General features: G+C 74.7%; 15 protein-coding genes and 1 pseudogene. 10 read left to right on the top strand and 6 right to left on the bottom strand.

Annotation, left to right across the window (positions count from 1 at the left end):
• Nucleotides 1–55 precede the first annotated feature (55 nt).
• Complete coding sequence (locus tag ACPU2J_RS32575; RefSeq protein ID WP_365082396.1) at nt 56–850, bottom strand: N-acyl homoserine lactonase family protein; 795 nt, start codon at nt 848–850, stop codon at nt 56–58.
• A gap of 159 nt (nt 851–1,009) precedes the next feature.
• The gene (locus ACPU2J_RS32570; protein WP_420078424.1) at nt 1,010–1,642 is read right to left on the bottom strand and encodes a TetR/AcrR family transcriptional regulator; all 633 of its coding nucleotides are present in this window, start codon (nt 1,640–1,642) and stop codon (nt 1,010–1,012) included.
• 70 nt (nt 1,643–1,712) lie between these two features.
• Here ACPU2J_RS32570 and ACPU2J_RS32565 point away from each other — a divergent pair, with 70 nt between their 5' ends.
• Nucleotides 1,713–3,332 (top strand): FAD-binding oxidoreductase, encoded by a 1,620-nt coding sequence (locus ACPU2J_RS32565; protein WP_423834655.1) that lies wholly within the window; start codon nt 1,713–1,715, stop codon nt 3,330–3,332.
• Nucleotides 3,333–3,411: 79 nt separating this feature from the next.
• Nucleotides 3,412–3,999, top strand: coding sequence for an RNA 2',3'-cyclic phosphodiesterase (gene thpR, locus ACPU2J_RS32560; RefSeq protein ID WP_420078426.1), 588 nt, complete (start codon nt 3,412–3,414; stop codon nt 3,997–3,999).
• A gap of 11 nt (nt 4,000–4,010) precedes the next feature.
• Here the strand turns inward: thpR and ACPU2J_RS32555 are convergent.
• The 3 genes and pseudogenes from ACPU2J_RS32555 to ACPU2J_RS32545 all read right to left on the bottom strand — a co-directional run.
• Nucleotides 4,011–4,678: pseudogene (locus ACPU2J_RS32555) on the bottom strand (alpha/beta hydrolase); the annotation flags it as partial.
• Nucleotides 4,679–4,714: 36 nt separating this feature from the next.
• Nucleotides 4,715–5,296 (bottom strand): hypothetical protein, encoded by a 582-nt coding sequence (locus tag ACPU2J_RS32550; RefSeq protein ID WP_420078427.1) that lies wholly within the window; start codon nt 5,294–5,296, stop codon nt 4,715–4,717.
• Between the two features lie 9 nt (nt 5,297–5,305).
• Nucleotides 5,306–5,695 (bottom strand): hypothetical protein, encoded by a 390-nt coding sequence (locus tag ACPU2J_RS32545; RefSeq protein ID WP_423834654.1) that lies wholly within the window; start codon nt 5,693–5,695, stop codon nt 5,306–5,308.
• A 131-nt stretch (nt 5,696–5,826) separates the two neighbouring features.
• Between ACPU2J_RS32545 and ACPU2J_RS32540 the strand changes: the two genes are divergently transcribed.
• A complete protein-coding gene (locus ACPU2J_RS32540) occupies nt 5,827–6,210 on the top strand; it encodes an ADP-ribosyltransferase domain-containing protein (protein ID WP_420078428.1) in 384 nt (127 codons plus the stop codon).
• A gap of 20 nt (nt 6,211–6,230) precedes the next feature.
• On the opposite strand, the gene ACPU2J_RS32535 is transcribed toward ACPU2J_RS32540, so the two are convergent.
• Nucleotides 6,231–6,803, bottom strand: coding sequence for a helix-turn-helix domain-containing protein (locus ACPU2J_RS32535; protein WP_361602133.1), 573 nt, complete (start codon nt 6,801–6,803; stop codon nt 6,231–6,233).
• Nucleotides 6,804–6,937: 134 nt separating this feature from the next.
• Between ACPU2J_RS32535 and ACPU2J_RS32530 the strand changes: the two genes are divergently transcribed.
• The 7 genes from ACPU2J_RS32530 (at nt 6,938) to ACPU2J_RS32500 (ending at nt 14,716) form a co-directional block, all read left to right on the top strand.
• Nucleotides 6,938–7,717, top strand: a complete 780-nt coding sequence (locus tag ACPU2J_RS32530; RefSeq protein WP_423834653.1) for an ABC transporter permease — start codon at nt 6,938–6,940, stop codon at nt 7,715–7,717.
• Nucleotides 7,714–8,430, top strand: a complete 717-nt coding sequence (locus ACPU2J_RS32525) for an ABC transporter ATP-binding protein (RefSeq protein WP_420078429.1) — start codon at nt 7,714–7,716, stop codon at nt 8,428–8,430. The genes ACPU2J_RS32530 and ACPU2J_RS32525 overlap by 4 nt, the downstream gene beginning before the upstream one ends.
• Nucleotides 8,431–8,514: 84 nt before the next feature.
• On the top strand, nt 8,515–9,540 hold the full coding sequence (locus tag ACPU2J_RS32520; RefSeq protein ID WP_420078430.1) for an ABC transporter substrate-binding protein: 1,026 nt from the start codon (nt 8,515–8,517) through the stop codon (nt 9,538–9,540).
• Nucleotides 9,541–9,568: 28 nt separating this feature from the next.
• Nucleotides 9,569–10,678, top strand: a complete 1,110-nt coding sequence (locus ACPU2J_RS32515) for an aryl-sulfate sulfotransferase (RefSeq protein WP_423834652.1) — start codon at nt 9,569–9,571, stop codon at nt 10,676–10,678.
• Nucleotides 10,679–10,879: 201 nt separating this feature from the next.
• Nucleotides 10,880–12,109 carry an LLM class flavin-dependent oxidoreductase gene (locus ACPU2J_RS32510; protein ID WP_420078432.1) on the top strand — a complete coding sequence of 410 codons (1,230 nt, stop codon included), beginning with the start codon at nt 10,880–10,882 and terminating at the stop codon, nt 12,107–12,109.
• Between the two features lie 19 nt (nt 12,110–12,128).
• Nucleotides 12,129–13,505, top strand: a complete 1,377-nt coding sequence (locus ACPU2J_RS32505) for an NtaA/DmoA family FMN-dependent monooxygenase (RefSeq protein ID WP_423834651.1) — start codon at nt 12,129–12,131, stop codon at nt 13,503–13,505.
• A gap of 59 nt (nt 13,506–13,564) precedes the next feature.
• Nucleotides 13,565–14,716, top strand: a complete 1,152-nt coding sequence (locus tag ACPU2J_RS32500; RefSeq protein WP_423834650.1) for an LLM class flavin-dependent oxidoreductase — start codon at nt 13,565–13,567, stop codon at nt 14,714–14,716.
• Nucleotides 14,717–14,721 lie beyond the last annotated feature (5 nt).

The raw sequence follows: 14,721 nt of genomic DNA, 5'->3' as shown, positions 1-14,721 counted from the left end.
TCGAAACTCGATAGATCGAGCAAGAGGCGTCCTCCAGGTCCCGTCCCGGCCCGCCTCAGTCCCAGTAGGTCCCGTCGTGCGGGAGGGCGGCGAAGTGGGCCGGGTCGTGGGAGAGGGAGACGCGGATCCCGGCCCGGGACAGCGCGCGCAGCCTGCCGTGGCCGAGGAGCTTCTCCTCGACGTTCCAGTCGCTGAGCATGGGCACGTTGCGGTCCAGCCCCTCCTGGAGGTGCGCGGCGTCGCCCATGAGGCCGATCCGGCCGTAGTGCGGGAGGTCGAGGACGACCCCCTGATGGCCGGGCGTGTGGCCCGCCGTCCGCACGAGGGTGACGGTCCCGTCCTGGAACAGGTCGGCGTCGCCGCGCAGTTCGAGGAAGTCGTAGGCCCGGGTCGCCGCGTAGTCGTTGAAGGCGTAGCCGCGGGCGGTCCAGCGGTCCGGCCACCACGCGTGGCGCAGTTCGTCGTGCTGGGCGACGTGGACGGCGTGCGGGAAGTAGGTCATGCCTCCGGCGTGGTCGAGGTGCAGGTGCGAGTAGAGGACGTACCTGACCTCGTCGAGCCGGTAGCCGAGGCGCTCCAGCTGGGCGTCGACGGCGTGGGCCCTGGTGAACCCCTCGGCCCCGTACGCGGTGCGCAGACCCGGTCCCCAGTGGGCCTCGGCCGCCTCGGGGTCCGCGACGCGGTGGTTGATCCCGGTGTCGAACAGGAGGAGTCCGTGGGTGGCGTGCTCGATGACGGCCACCGTCGAGGGCACGGTGACCGGCTCGTCGCCCCCTCCGTGCAGGAGGCCGCCGCGCGGCATGGTGAAGGGGCCGGCGTCCACGGTGGTGACACGCAGTCTCGGGGTCACGGGACCTCCCTCGGGGCACCGGGACGTCTCTGCCGTCGGCGGGCGAGGGCCTGCCTGACCGGCGGGTTCGCCCCGTCCAGGCTAACCCCGGCACGGCCGGGGCACGCGCCGGCGGCCGGGGCGCCGGCCGCGGCCGGACCAGGCCGGCGGAGGGTCGGATCAGGTCTGCTCGGGGTCGGCGGTGAGGGCCGCCGCGGCGGCGAAGAGGCGGCCGCAGCGCCGTGCCATGGCCTCCGGGGTCTCTTCCGGGTGCTTGACCCACCAGCGCACGACCGTGGCGACGAGGTCGCGCCAGACGTAGGTCAGCACGTCGGCGTCCAGGGGGTCCTCGGACCCGGCGGTGCGCAGCAGGTCCGCCGTGCCGCCGGCGGCGAGCCGGTCGATGGCCGCCCAGTAGGAGGCGGCCCGCCGGGCGGCCTCACCGCCCGGCGGGAGCGTGGTGTCGTACAGGACGAACCACGCCTCGCGGCGGCCTTCGAGCGCGGTGAAGATGCTGCCCAGGACCCGCAGGGGGGTGTGCGGGGAGGTGCCGTCGGGGCCCATGGCCGTGCGGATCGTGTCGAGGAGCCGGTCGCCGACCGGGGTCAGGCAGGCGAGGTAGAGGTCTTCCTTGGTGCCGAAGTACTGGTGCAGCAGGGTCTTGGTGACGCCGACGCGCTCGGCGATGGAGGCGAGCGAGGCGGCCGCGTAGCCGCGGGTGCCGAACTCCTCGGTGGCGGCGGCCAGGATCTGCTGCTGACGGTGCTGCCGCGGGACGCCCTTGGTGCCGGCTTTCGAGCGGGGGGTTGCCATGCGCGGATATTATCAGTAAGTAATTTACCGCAAGGTAAGTTCCCGTTCCCGCGAGCTCTGGAGCGCATCCATGTCCGGCACGACGGCGCAGCCGACCCCTCCCTCCCGCACCACGCGCACCCGTTCCTGGTGGGGCTGGGGATGGGCGGACGCCCACCCCGACGACGCGGAGTGCGCGGCCATGGGCGCCCTGGTGCCCGGTACGCTCGCGCACCCGCTCCCCGTTCCCCTCGTCCGGGACCTGCGCATCGCACCGCCCGCCGTCACTCCCCCGGCGAGCCTCGCGCACCTGGTGGACTCCGACCCCGGACAGCGCGCCTCCCACGCCATGGGGAAGGCCTACCGGGACATCGCCCGCGCCCTGCGCGGACGGCCCGGCCGCATACCCGACCTCGTCGCCCGGCCGACGGACGAGCGGGAGGTGGCGGACCTGCTGGACTGGGCCGGCGAACACCGGGTCGCGGTCGTCCCCTACGGCGGCGGCTCGTCGGTGTCGGGCGGCGTCGAGTACCGCGGGGACGCCCACCGCGCCGTGCTCTCCCTGGACCTGACCTCGATGGGCCGCGTCCTGGAGGTCGACGTCCCCGGCCGGGCCGCCCGCATCCAGGCCGGGGCCCTGGGGCCGGACCTGGAGGACGGACTGCGGCCGTACGGGCTGACCCTGCGCCACTTCCCGCAGAGCTTCGAGTTCTCCACGCTGGGCGGCTGGCTCGCCACCCGGGCCGGCGGGCACTACGCCACCGGCCGCACCCACATCGACGACTTCGTCCAGTCCCTGCGCGTGGTCACTCCCGCCGGTACGAGCGCCTCGTGGCGGCTGCCCGCCTCCGGCGCGGGCCCCTCCCCCGACCGGCTCTTCCTGGGCTCGGAGGGAGCCCTCGGCGTGATCACCGAGGCCTGGGTGCGACTGCAGGAACGGCCCTCGCACAAGGCCTCCGCCGCGCTGTCCTTCACCGACTTCGACGCCGCGCTGCGAGCGGTCCGGGCCGTCGCGCAGTCCGACCTCTCCCCCGCGAACTGCCGGCTGCTGGACGCGGGCGAGGCGGCCATGTCCGGGGCCTCGCACGACGGCTCCGCGGTGCTCGTCCTGGGGTTCGAGTCCGCGGACGGCCCGGTCACCGGACGGCTCGGACAGGCCGTCGAGCTGGCCCGCTCGCACGGCGGCCGGCGTGACGACACCCCGTACGCGCACGACGGCGCGCCCGCCGACGCCGCCGTGGGCGCGTGGCGCTCGGCCTTCCTGCGGATGCCCTACCTGCGGGACGGTCTGGCCAGGATGGGGGCCGTCGCCGAGACCTTCGAGACGGCGGCCACCTGGGACCGGATACCGGAGCTCGTCGAGGAGGTCCGCAGGGAGGTCGGCGCGGCCGCGCTCAAGGCCTCCGGCCACCCGGCGACCGTCAACTGCCGCCTCACGCACGTCTATCCCGACGGCGCCGCGCCCTACTTCACGGTCATCGCCGCGGGGCGCCCGGGCGACGAGGTCGCCTTCTGGGACGACCTCAAGACCGTGGCGGGCGACGTCCTGCACCGCCACCGGGCGACGATCACCCACCACCACGCGGTCGGCCGCGACCACCGCAAGGGATACGACCTCCAGCGCCCCGACCCCTTCGCCCTCGCCCTGAAGGCCGCGAAGGGGGCACTCGACCCGCGGGGCATCCTCAACCCCGGGGTGCTCGTCGACTGAGCGGAGCCGCGGCGTCACGGACGGGCAGCCCCGTGCCCGGAAGTGACCGGACGGGCGGTGGTGAGGTACGAAGGCCCATGTGAAGGAAGAGAACCGGCCCTCGACCGTGCGGCTGTTCATAGCGCTCGCCCCGCCCGACGACGCCAAGGGCGAGCTCGAACGCGCCCTCGGTCCCGCCTACGAGGCGTACCCCCGCATGCGGTGGAACCGCGTCGAGGACTGGCACATCACGCTGGCCTTCCTCGGCGAGCTCCCGGTCGCCGCCGCCTCGCTGCTGCGGGCTCCGCTCGCGGAGCTCGCAGCGGCGCGGGAGCCCGTGGAGCTGGCGCTGCGCGGGGGCGGGCACTTCGACGAGCGGGTCCTGTGGAGCGGGATCGAGGGGGACCTCGACGGCCTGCACCTGCTCGCCGCCGACGTGCGCGCCCTCGTCAGGGAGTGCGGGATCGCCTTCCAGGAGCGGGTGCTGCGCCCCCACCTCACGCTGGCCCGCACCCGGCGGAGCGACACCGCGTGCGTGATCGAGGCGGCCGCGGGGCTGGAGGCGTTCACGGGCCGGCGCTGGCCGAGCGAACGTCTGCACCTGGTCGGCAGCAACCGGGGCCGCGGCCCCGGGCCGATCCACTACCGCGACCTGGAGTCCTGGGCCTTCGCGGGCGGAGCCGGCTGAGGGCCCGGCGTTCAGCGTCGGTGGAAGACGACCTCCGGGTCGGCCGCCGTGGGGCCCTCCAGCCGGGGGGGCGATCCCGCGCAGGTGGAGGTCGAAGAACGCGCCGACGTACCCGCGGGTGATCTGCTGCGAGCGGAGCCCGGACAGCGGAGTCTCGGGGTGGCCGTAGCCGACCTGGTCACCGAGCGCGGGCCGGTCTGTGAAGGCGGCGTGCCCCGCTCCCGTGACGTTCAGCCAGCGCTTCCAGCCGTCCAGCCGCGGCGCCTCCGATGGAGTGGCCCGCCATCCCGATGCGCCCGGCGTCGATCATCAGACGGGAGTGGCGCCACGCGGGGCGCGGGCCGGTGAGGCGGTCCAGGACGAACGGGATGTCGCGCGCCCGGCCGTCCGAGACCCGCTCCAGCGACCGGTCGGGGAGGACCTGCTCGCAGGCCGTGCAGGTGAGCACCCGCCCGCCGGGGAAGGAGGTGCCGTCGGACTCGTACGCGTGGTCCACGGCTGCGACGACGTAGCCCCGGCTGGCGAGGTCCTCGGCGAGCACGGTCAGCGAGGCGCGCGGCATCGTGAAGCCCGGGGAGAGCACCACCAGCGGGTACCCGTGCGCGGACGGCCTGGGCACGGCTCCGGTCCGGGCGTTCGTACGGGTCGCCGCCAGCCGCTCGGGGGTCACGTGCTCGGCGAGCGTGCCGCAGCCTGACCCAACTTTCTGCGGGTCTCAGGTGAAGACGACGGGACAACCGCGCCGGATCGAGTGCTGGGCGGCGCGCAGGAACAGCGCGACGTAGAAGGCGGAGTCCAGGTCCTCGCCCCACGGCCCCGTCCGCGTACCGGCCGGTTCCTTCGCCCGGTGCCGGAACCATGTGCCCAGGTCGAGGTTGTCGCATGCCGCCGGGGTGTCGGGCGGCAGATCGATGGCCGCCGCCAGCTTCTCGGCGAGCGGCAGCACCTCGGGGGCGCCGGCGACCATGGAGTCGAACTCGCCGGATTCGATCGGCAACCAGATCTCCTCGTCGAGCGCGAAGGGCACGAGCACGGTCCAGCCGCAGAGGAGCTCCTGCTCCTTTCGGGACAGGTGCGCCTCGCACAGGGCGAAGAACCCGTTCATGGAGGGGATCAGCTTCTCCTCGAAGGCCTGACCGGAGCCGCGCACGAAGCCCGTCTCCGGGGGGACGTCCTCGTAGGGCGGCAGACCCCTCCGCCCGAGCTCGGCATTGAGAGCCGAGGCCACCTCACCCCAGCCGTCCTCCTCGCCACCGAACCACTCTTGCGCGCCGACGCTCACCAGATACACACCCATGCGGGGAAGCTAGCGCGCCCGACTGACATCGACCGGAGCGCCGGGAGTCCGCGGTGACGAACGGCCCGTCAGCGGCGGGAGGGGGTCCGCTTCGGCGGTGTGATGCGGACCCGCTCGGCGGCGGGCGCGCTCTCGAGGTCGTCGAGCTGGGCGACGACCGTGGCGCGGGTCGTCGTAGTCCTCGAAGCGGTGGTCGCCGAAGAGCGTGTAGCCGGTCCACATCAGGTTGGGGCAGACCCTCGCGGGCACGCGTCCGGTCCGGGCGCCCATGCCGACCAGCGCCACCGAACGAACGCTGCCCGGGGCGGCGGTGTTCTGCTGGTGGACGGCCTGGAAGGCGGCCGCGCAGGCGAGCGCGACATTCAGCGTCTCCCGCACGTTCTGCGAGGACTCGACCATGGTCGGAGTCGATATGGGAAATTCGGGTGGACCGCTCCCGACGGAACGCACACGGCGCTCCCCACCGGAAGGTTTCCGGCGAACCGGTCGCGGATGGCCCGCTGCACCCGCAATTGGATACCCGCCCCCAGATGGCGCTTGGTGACCGCGTCGACCCCTCCGTCGATACGGCCGCGGGAGTTGGTCGGGGAGACCCAGGCATCGACCGCGGGGTGGCCCCGGACCTGCGCTCCCAGTACCCGCTGGGGCGCACGGTGACCTGGTGGGGCGTCTCCTCCTGCACCTCCGAGCCGGGAGTGGCCCGCGCCTTCCTGGGCAGCCGGGGCAAGCGGACGCTCTTCGAGGTGACGCCGGTGCGGGCGGTGGGCATCCGCGCGTTCTCGGCGTTCACGGGCGAGGAGGAGTACATCCTGCCGCCGGGTACCCAGTTGAAGGTGACGGGCGTGACGACGGCGCGCGGCGGTCTGAGCACGGTGCGGCTCACCGAGCTGGAGGAGCAGACCCTGGTGTCCTGAGCGGCGCGGGCCGCCGGGCGTCAGGGGGCGTGCGCGACGACGAGCAGGGTGCGGGCCGGTTCGGGGCCCGACAGCCGGCAGCGGTGCGGGAGTTCGCCCCGGTGGTGGGCGCTCTGGCCGGCGCGCAGGACCAGGGGCTCCTCCCCCTCGATCTCCAGCAGGACCTCGCCCTCCAGCACGTGGAGGAAGTCCTCGCCGGGGTGTTCGAACCAGCCCCGTTCGCCCGCGCCGGGCTCGAAGTGGTGCTCGTAGGCCTCCATCAGGCCACTGCTGCCGCCGGGGATCAGCACGCGGGCGACCTGCCCCGCGGCCTCGTCCACGCGGATCACCTGGGGGTCGCGCTCGTGGCTGACGGGTCCGGGGCGGCCCGGCGGCCTGAGGAAGGTGCCCGGGGTGACGTCCAGCGCGTCGGCGATCTTGTAGATCGAGCTGAGGCTGGGGGTGGCGAGGCCGCGTTCCAGCTGGCTGAGGAAGGGCTGCGAGAGGCCCGAGCGGGTGGCGAGCACGGCCATGGAGACGCCGCGCTGCTTGCGACAGCCGCGGATCACCCGTCCGACCTCGATCGCTTCGGGTGTGGGTTCGGGGCGAGACACGGCCCGAACGTACCTCATGGCGCGGGCGGGCCTCGGAGGCCCAGGGAGGTTTCGTACTGCTGCAACACTCCCTTCATAAGCGTGGTCAATTATTGACCTCACTTATGAAAGATCTCCGAACGAGGAGCCGCCCCGTGCACTCCACACCCTCACCGACAGGCCGGGCCCCCGGCCGGCTCGGCCCCGCCCTGGGCGCGGCCGCCGCCGTGCTCGCGTCGTGGTCGCTCGTCGCCTGGTCCGGCGCGGTGGCTCCGGGGCTGCTGCCGACCCCCGCCGACACGGCGGCCGCGGTCGCCGACAGCGCCCGCAGCGGGCTCCTCGCCGCGGATCTCGGCGCCAGCCTGTCCCGCGCGGGGCAGGGCTTCGCGCTCGGCGCCCTGCTCGGCAGCGCCCTGGGCTTCGCCACCGGCTACCTCCCGAGGCTCTCGGCGGCCGTCACGCCGGTCGTCTCCTTCCTGCGGCCGATCCCGGCGATCGCCCTGGTACCGCTCGCCACCGCCTGGTTCGGCATCGGCGAGAACGCCAAGCGGCTGCTGATCGCCTACGCCGTCCTCCTCGCGGTCTGGCTCTACGTCCACGACGGCGTCTCCCGGGTGCCCGCCTCCCACCTGCGCGCCGCCCGCTCCCTCGGGGCGCCGCTGCACCGGCGCTTCACCGAAGTACTGCTGCCCGCCGCCGCCCCGGCCGTGCTCGCGGCCCTGCGCTACGGCGCGTCCGTGGCGCTCCTCGCGCTGGTCGCCGCGGAACTGGGCGGCGCGGACAGCGGTCTGGCCTACCGCCTCCAGGTGGACGGCCAGTTCCTGAGGGTGGACCGGATGTTCGCGGGCCTGCTCGTCCTCGGCGCGCTGGGCGTGGTCGTGGACCTCGTCCTGGCCGGGATCGGCCGCCGCTTCGTCCACTGGAGCGCCTCGTGAGCCGGAGCGTACGCCTGGAGGGACTGTCCGTCGGCTACGGCGGCGCACCCGTCCTGGAGCCCACCGACCTGGAGTTCCCCGCCGGGTCCTTCACCGCGCTGCTGGGCCCGAGCGGCTGCGGCAAGTCCACGGTGCTGGGCGCCGTCGCCGGGTTCGTCCGTCCGGCCTCCGGCCTGGTGAGCGTGGGCGCGACCCCGGTCCGCGCACCGGGTCCGGACCGCGGGGTGGTCTTCCAGCACTACGCCCTGTTCCCGTGGCGCACGGCCCGCGGGAACGTCGAGTTCGCCCTGAAGCGGCTCGGCCTGCCCCGGGCCGAACGCCGCCGGCGGGCTCTCGCGGCCCTCGCCGAAGTGGGCCTCGCGGAGGGTGCGGAGAAGTACCCGGCGCAGCTCTCCGGCGGTATGCAGCAGAGGGTCGCACTGGCCCGGGCGCTGGCCGCCGAGCCGGAAGTCCTCCTGATGGACGAGCCGTTCGGCGCGCTGGACGCGCTCACCCGGACCCGGATGCAGACCCTGCTGCGGGAGCTGTGGCAGCGCCGCGGCACGACCGTGCTGTTCGTCACGCACGACATCGACGAGGCACTGGCCCTCGCCGAACGGGTCGTCGTGCTCGGCGGCGCGCCCGGGCGGGTGCTGGCCGACCACACCGTGCTCCCCGGCCCGCCCGACCCTGGCCTGCGCGCGTCCGTCGCCCGGCACCTCGGCACCACCTGACCCACCCCTGCGCGGCCCGCCGCGCACACCCCTCCCCCGCCTTTCCCGCCCCGCCCACGACCCCGTCCCGGAGGGACCCTCGCCATGCCCGCAACCCGTAGATCCCCGGCAGCCCGCACACCCCGCGCGGCGGCCGCCGTGCTCCTGACGGCCCTGCTCACCACCCTCCTCGGCGCCTGCTCCGAGGGCGCCGACCGCCCGGGCGCCTCCGGACGTCCCGCCGTCACCATCGTCGGCAGCGACCACCTCGGCGGCGCGCCCGTCCACGTGGCCCAGGAGCGCGGACTGTGGGCGGCCGAGGGGATCGAGGCCACCGTCACCACCCAGCCCACCGGGCGCGACGCCCTCAACGCCGTGCTCGGCGGGCAGGCCCAGCTCGGTGTCGTCGGCGACCTGCCCGCGGTGACGGCGGCGCTCGGGGGCCGCGAGGTGCGCATCGTCGCCGACCTGTCCCGGTTCACCGACTGGCGCCTGCTCACCCGCACCGACCGGCAGATCACCGGCTTCGCCGCGCTCAAGGGCCGCAAGGTCGGGGTCCCGCAAGGCACGAACGTCGAGTACGCGCTGTCGCGGATGCTGGCCTCGGCCGGGCTGACCGCGGCCGACGTCACCGTGGTCAACCTCGCGCCGAACCAGGTGCCCCCGGCCCTGGCCCGCGGCGACGTCGACGCCGGACTCACCTTCCCCAGCTTCTACGACGCCGCGCGCACCGCGCTCGGCGAGCGCTACGCCGAGGTCCCCTTCGCCGGGTACACCGCGCGCACCCTCCTCGTCGCGGGGCCGTCGGCGACCGAGGAGGGCACCACCGCCGTGCTCCGCGCGCTCCTGGCGGCGCAGCGCGAGCTCGCCGCCGACCCCGCGGGGGCCCGCCGGGCCCTGCTCACGCAGTCCAAGGGCGCCCTCCAGGCCGGCTACGTCGAAGCGTTCCAGCCCCGCTACACCTACGGCGCGACCCTCTCGCCCGAACTGCTCGCACAGCTGGAGGACGAGGCCGGATGGGCCAAGGCGACGCAGAGCCTGCCCGGCGCCGCCGACCGCGCCTCGCTCCTGAAGCACCTGCACCCCGCTCCCCTGGCCGCGGCCGACCCGGCCGCCGTCACCGTCCGCTGAACACCGTCCCCACCCCACGGAGATCCTCATGACCGTCGACCAGAACACCCTGCGCCGCCGGGGCACCGGCCTCATCGCGCACGACCCGCGGCTCAGCTACGGCGGGTACACCCTGTACACCCCGATCACCGGGTCCGGCGAGATCCATCTCGTCGACATCGAGGGCCGGCCCGCGCACACCTGGACCTCCCCCCATCCGCCCGGCCGGCAGGCCCAGCTCCTCCCGAACGGAAACCTCTTCTACGCCGCCAAGGACACCTCCGGCCCGAGCCTCTTCCCCATCTGGGACGTCTACCACGGCGGCATCCTCCAGGAGCTCGCCCCCGATTCCACCGTGGTCCGCGAGGTCAGGCACCCGTTCCACCACCACGACGCGACGGTGCTGCGCAACGGCAACCTCCTGATCACCGTGGTCGAGCCGCTGGCCCCGGCCGACGCGGCCCGGGTGCGGGGCGGCATTCCCGGTTCCGAGGCGCCCGGAGGGGTGGTCTACGGGGACGTGGTGCTCGAACTGACCTGGGACGGGGAGGTGGTGTGGCGCTGGGCGGCGATCGACCATCTGGACCCCGCCGAGGTGGTGCTGAACCGGCACTTCGCCCGCAACCACTGGCCGATGGCGAACACCGTGAACGAACGCGCCGACGGCTCGGTGATGGTGGGGTTCCGCAGCGCCTCCGTGACCGTGTCGGTGGACCGGAGCGACGGCTCCGTTCAGTGGAGCATCGGCCCGGACGTCCTGGCCCAGCAGCACCATCCGCACGAGCTGGCCGGCGGCAGCATCCTGGTCTTCGACAACGGGACCTACCGGGACACCACGTCGGTGCCGTACTCGCGGGTGCTGGAACTCGACCCGGCCACCGGTGCGGAGCTGTGGTCCTACGAGGACAACCCGCCGCAGAACTTCTACAGCCCGTACATGTCGAGCGCGCAGCGCCTGCCCAACGGGAACACGTTCATCGCCGAGGGCTCCTTCGGGCGCCTCTTCGAGGTGACCCCGGAGCGCGAGGTGGTGTGGGAGTTCGTGGTCCCGCAGTTCCGTTCCTTCGGTGACGGGGTGGGCCTGGAGTCCTCCGCCGGTGCCCAGAACTCGGTGTTCCGCGCCTCCCGTCACGCGGCCTCGGAGCTCCCCTGGCTGTGACGCCGGCAGGCGCCCGGTGGGGCGCGGCGGGCGGCGTCCGGCCCGCAACACTGCCGCCAAGTTCTCTTCACACGGGCGGCATTGAAGGCCCGGACACCCGGACGTAGCGTTTTTCGCAGGAGACCGACGGCGGGCCGGGGCACGATCCCCGGCCCGCTCCGGCTTCCCTTCCCGCGCGCCGATCAGGAAGGCGTCACCGCCGTGTCCGTTTCCGTGCCCCCTCATCTCCCCTCCGCGCCCGACCCGTCCGGCGCCCCGTCCGCTCCGCTGCACCTGGCGGTCGCGCTCGACGGGACGGGGGCCCACCCGGCCTCCTGGCGGGAACCGGGGGCCCGGCCCGGCGAGGTGTTCACCGCGCGCCACTGGGCCGGGCTCGTCGCCGAGGCGGAGGCCGGGCTGCTGGACTTCGTCACCTTCGAGGACGGGCTGTCCGTCCAGTCCTCCTCGCCGGACGGGGCCGACGAGCGGACCGACCGGGTGCGCGGGCGGCTGGACGCGGTGCTCACCGCGGCCCGGGTCGCCCCGCTGACCCGCCGGATCGGTCTCGTACCGGCGGTGACCGCCACCCACACCGAGCCCTTCCACATCTCCAAGGCGGTGGCCACGCTCGACCACGTCGGTCGCGGGCGGGCCGGTGTGCACGTCCAGGTGTCCGGACCGGCCCACGAGGAGCGGCACTTCGGACGGCGCCCCGCCCCGCCCGCGCGGGGGGAGCTGTACGCGGAGGCGGTCGACCACGTCGAGGCCGTCCGGCGGCTATGGGACAGCTGGGAGGACGACGCCGAGATCCGGGACGTCGCCACGGGCCGTTTCGTCGACCGCGAGAAGCTCCACCACGTCGACTTCCGGGGACGGTTCTTCAGCGTCCGGGGGCCTTCCATCACCCCGCGCCCGCCGCAGGGCCAGCCCCTGGTCACCGCGCGCGCGGCGGACAGCGCGGCGTACGGGCTCGTCGCCCGCTCCGCGGACGTGGGCTTCCTCGTCTCACGCGACGCGGCCGGGGCGCGGGCCGCGGTCGCGGCGGTGCGGCAGGTCCGCGAAGCCGCGGGGCTCGGGCACGAGCCCCTGCACCTGTTCGGGGAGCTCACCGTGTACCTGGACGGCACGCCCGGGGCCGCGGCCGCGCGCCGCGCCCGGCTCGACGACCTCGCGGGCGAGCCGTACGAGGGTGACGCGACGGTCTTCACCGGCACCCCGGGAGAGCTCGCGGACCTGCTCGAAGGACTCCAGCGGGAGGCGGGCCTGTCGGGGTTCCGGCTCAGGCCCGGTGTCCTGGCCCACGACCTGCCCTCCGTCACCCGCGGGCTCGTGCCCGAACTGCAGCGCCGCGGCCTGTTCCGCCGCGCGTACGAGGCGGACACCCTGCGCGGACTGCTCGGTCTGGGACGGCCCGCCAACCGCTACGCCCCGGCCGCGCACCCCGCGGCCTGACGGCACGAGAGGACCGGCGATGAGCGGCCGACCGCCCCGGCAGATCCACCTCGCGGCCCATTTCCCGGGGGTCAACAACACCACCGTGTGGAGCGACCCGGCAGCGGGCAGCCACATCGACTTCGACTCCTTCGTCCACTTCGCGCGGACCGCGGAGCGCGCCAAGTTCGACTTCCTCTTCCTCGCCGAGGGGCTGCGGCTGCGGGAGCAGCGCGGGCGCATCTACGACCTGGACGTCGTGGGGCGCCCGGACACCTTCACGGTGCTGGCCGCGCTGGCCGCCGTGACCGACCGTCTCGGCCTGACCGGCACCATCAACTCCACCTTCAACGAGCCCTACGAGGTGGCCCGGCAGTTCGCCTCCCTGGACCACCTCTCCGAGGGGCGGGCCGCCTGGAACGTGGTCACCTCCTGGGACGCCTTCACCGGCGAGAACTTCCGGCGCGGCGGCTTCCTGCCCCGCGAGGACCGCTACTCCCGGGCCCGGGAGTTCCTGTCGACGGCCACGGAGCTGTTCGACTCCTGGAGCGCCGGGGCCGTGCTCGCCGACGCCGGGTCGGGACGCTTCCTGCGGGACCCGGCGGCGGGTTCCTTCGCGCACCGCGGCCGCCACTTCGACATCGCGGGCCGCTTCAACGTCCCGCGCAGCCCGCAGGGCCGGCCCGTGGTCTTCCAGGCGGGCGGCTCCGACGAGGGCCGTGAGTTCGCCGCCGCCTCCGCCGACGCGATCTTCAGCCGGTACGGGACCCTCGACGAGGGCCGCGCGTTCTACGCCGACGTCAAGCGCCGGCTGGCCGCGTACGGCCGGACCCGGGACGAGCTGAAGATCCTGCCCGCCGCCACCTTCGTCCTCGGCGACACCGACGCCGAGGCGCACGAGGCCGCGTACGAGGTGCGCCGCCGGCAGGTCAGCGGGCAGACCGCGATCGCGTTCCTGGAGCACGTGTGGAACCGGGACCTGTCCGGCTACGACCCGGACGGGCCGCTGCCCGACGTCGACCCGCTGCCGGGCGAGAACACCGTCGCCCTCGGGCGGGCCGGCGTGCGCGCGTTCCGCGACCCCCTGGAGACCGCCCGGCAGTGGCGGGCACTCGCCGCGGCGAAGAACCTGTCGATCAGGGAGCTCGTCATCTCCACCACCGCGGACCAGACCTTCGTCGGCTCCCCCGCCACCGTCGCCGCGTCCATCGACGCCCTGGTGCAGGCGGACGCGGCCGACGGTTTCATCCTGGTGCCCCACCTCACCCCGGGTGGCCTGGACGCCTTCGCCGACACCGTCGTGCCGCTGCTCCAGGAGCGGGGCGTCTTCCGCACCGAGTACGCGGGCACCACCCTGCGCGAGCACCTCGGTCTGGCCGTGCCCGGGGCGGGGACCGCCGGGAGCACCGGCTCCTGAGGCCCCTGCCCGCCGTCCCCGCCCGTCCCCCACGACCGACCGCAACAAGGAGGCAGCCCGTGTCCGGCGTCCCCCTCGGGGTGCTCGACCTCGTCCCGGTCCCGTCCGGCTCCACCGCCGCGCGGGCCCTGCGCAGCAGCATCGATCTCGCCCGGAACGCGGAGGCCTTCGGGTACGCGCGCCACTGGTTCGCCGAGCACCACCTCAACCCGGGGGTCGCCGGAACCTCCCCGGCCGTGGTGCTCGCCCTCACGGCCGCCGCGACGCGCACCATCCGGCTCGGCTCAGGCGCCGTCCAGCTCGGCCACCGCACCGCCCTCTCCACGGTCGAGGAGTTCGGCCTCGTCGACGCCCTGCACCCCGGCCGGCTGGACCTCGGGCTGGGCCGCTCGGCGGGCCCGCCCCGGCCGCCCGCCTCCGGGGGGCCGCCGACGCCCGTACCGGCAGCGTCCGCGGCCGGGTACGCCCCGAACGGCCTGCGCATCCCCGAACGGTTCTCCCCCGCCCCGCTGTGGGCCCACCCCCGGGTCGCGCTGCAGCAGCGGCTGCTCAACCTGCCCGGTGCGCGGCCCCAGGACTACGACGAGCAGGTCGACGACGTCCTCGCGCTGCTGCGCGGCGCGTACCGCACCCCGGAGGGGGTGGAGGCGCACGCGGTGCCGGGTGAGGGGGCCGACGTACAGGTGTGGCTCCTGGGCAGCAGCGGCGGGGTGAGCGCGCGGGCCGCGGGCCGCAACGGACTGCGGTTCGCGGCCAACTACCACGTCAGCCCGGCCACGGTGCTGGAGGCCTCCGACGCCTACCGGGCCGCCTTCGAGCCGTCCGCGGAGCTGGAGCGGCCCTACCTGACCGTGTCCGCCGACGTGGTCGTGGCCGAGGACGGCGCGGCCGCCGCCGAGCTGGCGACCGGGTACGCCGCCTGGGTGCGCAGCATCCGCAGCGGGGAGGGGGCCATCCCCTACCCCACCCCGGCGCAGGCGCGTGCCCTGCCCTGGTCGGACGCGGACACGGCGCTGGTCGCCGACCGTACGGAGACCCGGTTCGTGGGCTCGGCGCGCGAGGTAGCCGACCGTCTGGAGGTGCTGCGGGAGGCCACCGGCGCGGACGAGCTGCTGATCACGACGATCACCCACGACCACGCGGCCCGGGTGCGCTCCTACGGCCTGCTGGCCCGGGAGTGGCGGCGCCGCGGCCACCTGCGGGAGCCGTGAGGCGT

The organism is Streptomyces manipurensis (genome assembly GCF_049570255.1).
GTDB lineage: Bacteria > Actinomycetota > Actinomycetes > Streptomycetales > Streptomycetaceae > Streptomyces > Streptomyces manipurensis.
The sequence above is the reverse complement of the archived record's forward strand: the minus strand, read 5'-3'. Positions and strand labels throughout refer to the sequence as shown.